Annotated in this window: 5 protein-coding genes; all 5 read left to right on the forward strand. The window is 68.5% G+C overall.

What is annotated here, in order from left to right; translation table 11 throughout:
• Positions 1-212, forward strand: a 212-nt coding sequence (locus tag I5Q34_RS33270) for a hypothetical protein (protein ID WP_199896230.1), incomplete at its 5' end; no start/stop codon positions are given.
• A gap of 14 nt (positions 213-226) precedes the next feature.
• Complete coding sequence (locus tag I5Q34_RS33275; protein WP_199896231.1) at positions 227-685, forward strand: hypothetical protein; 459 nt, start codon at positions 227-229, stop codon at positions 683-685.
• A gap of 2 nt (positions 686-687) precedes the next feature.
• Positions 688-1,398 (forward strand): hypothetical protein, encoded by a 711-nt coding sequence (locus I5Q34_RS33280; RefSeq protein ID WP_199896232.1) that lies wholly within the window; start codon positions 688-690, stop codon positions 1,396-1,398.
• A 217-nt stretch (positions 1,399-1,615) separates the two neighbouring features.
• On the forward strand, positions 1,616-1,798 hold the full coding sequence (locus tag I5Q34_RS33285) for a hypothetical protein (RefSeq protein WP_199896233.1): 183 nt from the start codon (positions 1,616-1,618) through the stop codon (positions 1,796-1,798).
• Positions 1,799-1,865: 67 nt separating this feature from the next.
• Positions 1,866-2,190, forward strand: a 325-nt coding sequence (locus I5Q34_RS33290; protein ID WP_199896234.1) for a hypothetical protein, incomplete at its 3' end; no start/stop codon positions are given.

A 2,190-nucleotide genomic window follows, 5' to 3' on the forward strand; every position in this document is an offset into this window, starting at 1 on the left:
CGTCCGAGATCACCAACGTGGGCTCCGCGTCCGCGCAGCAGCTCGTGGTCGTCGAGGTCGGTTCCGAGCAACTGTCGGACGGTTACGAGTGGGTGTCCCTCAACGTCCCGGACCTGGGCACCAACGGGTCGAAGTACGTGGCGATCGTCAACCTCGCGCTCGACCTCAACGTTCAGCGCAAGCCCACCAACCTCGCCAACCTCAACACCTGACAGGGGGTCTGATCATGTCCGTCATCATCCAGGGCTCCCAGCTCCGCACGGTCAACTTCGGAACGAAGGTGGACAAGGCGGCGGCAACGGTCCCGCAGAACGCCCTCTCAGCACTCTTCACCGTCTCCGGCGGCCGAGTCGTTGTCACCGGCATCGTCGGCGAAGTGACCACGGTCATCGGCGGGACGACCCCGTCCGCGAAGCTCGTCGCCAACCCCACCACCGGCGCTGACTCCGACATCACCACAGCCACCGCCATCACCGGTGACGCGGTGGGCAACCTGTACGGCGTCTCCACAGTGGGCGGCGCCCTCGGCGTACTGGAATCGGTCGCCCCCATGCCACAGGAACCCTTCGTCCTCAAAGCCGGCACACTCGACCTGCACGTGAGCGCGGCCGACGCCACCGGTGCGATCAAGTGGAGCCTGTTCTACGTGCCCCTCGACGACGGCGCCTCCGTGGTTGCGGCGTAGCTATGCCGAAGACGACCCGTAGCCGCGGCGGCACCATCAGCGGCCTCGCGCAGAACCAGGCGCAAGAACCCCTGCTTCTGGGCAAGCGTTTGGCCATCCGGGATGGCCGTATCGAGTTCATGGACGGGACCGGCGCTCTGCCGGATACGGTCCTGGACCGCGACTCGGCCGGCGTGCTGCGCATGACCGGCACCTGGAAGTTGGAGGGCTCCGCCTCGACGTCGGACGCGTTCACAGCCCGGGTGACGGGGGATGCCGCAGCCCGGTTCGTCGTCAACGCCGACGGCAAGCTGGAGTGGGGCGCCGGCTCCGGTGCGGCCGACACCAACCTGTACCGGGACAGCGCGGACACGCTCAAGACGGACGACGGCTTCACTGTCGGCGGCTACACCACCCTTCAAGGCGCCCAGACCAACGGCGATTTCGCCAGCCTCGGCGACATCTCCATCAGCACGGCTGGCAAGGGCCTGAAGGTCAAAGAGGGTGCGAACGCCACGATGGGCGTGGCCACGCTCGTCGCGGGCACGGCCACGGTCGCCACGACCAAGGTGACGGCCACCAGCCGGATCTTCCTCACCTCGCAGGCCGACGGCGGAACGGTGGGCTTCCTGCGGGTCTCCGCGAGGAGCGCCGGAACCTCGTTCACGATCACCTCGTCCAGCGCCTTGGACACCTCGATGGTGGCCTGGCTGATCGTGGAGCCCGCCTCATGACGCTCTGGGTGTGCGACGACTGCACCACGAAGTACGCGATCGGGCTGTTCCGCTGCCCGCGCTGCCACTCAACGGATTTCCACGAGGAGGGGTCCATGCCGAAGATCACCCGCCACGGTGGGCCCACCAACAACCCCGGTGCCGCCCCCGACCTCCCCGCGTCCCCAGCGGAGGCGGCACCGGCCAGCACCGAACCGGCCGACGGAGGTGAGGACACATGGCCTGGGAACAGCTCCTCAGCATCTACCGCGACGCCGCCGACGAGCTCCGAGCCGAGCGTACCCGCGCCCCGGAAGCGTGCCCGCAAGACGGCGAACCGCTCCGAGAAGGCCCCGACGGAGGAGGGCTCTTCTGCCCCTTCGACGGATGGCGCCCCGACGGACTCCCCGTCCAGTCCTGACGAGGCCGACACCGAAGCAACGGACTGACCCCACAACCAGCGGCATGGCGGAAGGAGGTGACCGGCAATGGGCGTGTGGTACGCCACCCGCGAGGACGTGAAGGCCGAACTGGACTTCAAGGAGACAGCCCGCAGCAACGGGCGGATCGACCGCGCCCTGGAATCCGCCTCCCGCTCCGTCGAGGGGCTCCTGCACCGCCGGTTCTACCCCCAGACCGCCACCCGCTACTGGGACTGGCCGAACGAGCAGACGGCGCGACCGTGGCGGCTGTGGCTGGACGACTCCGAGCTGATCTCGGTCACCTCCCTCTCGTCTGGTGGGACGGCCATCGCGGCCAGCAGCTACAACCTGGAGCCCAACCGCAGCGGCCCGCCCTACAGCCGGATCGAGC

Source organism: Streptomyces sp. AV19 (assembly GCF_015999245.1).
In the GTDB taxonomy this organism is placed as follows: domain Bacteria; phylum Actinomycetota; class Actinomycetes; order Streptomycetales; family Streptomycetaceae; genus Streptomyces.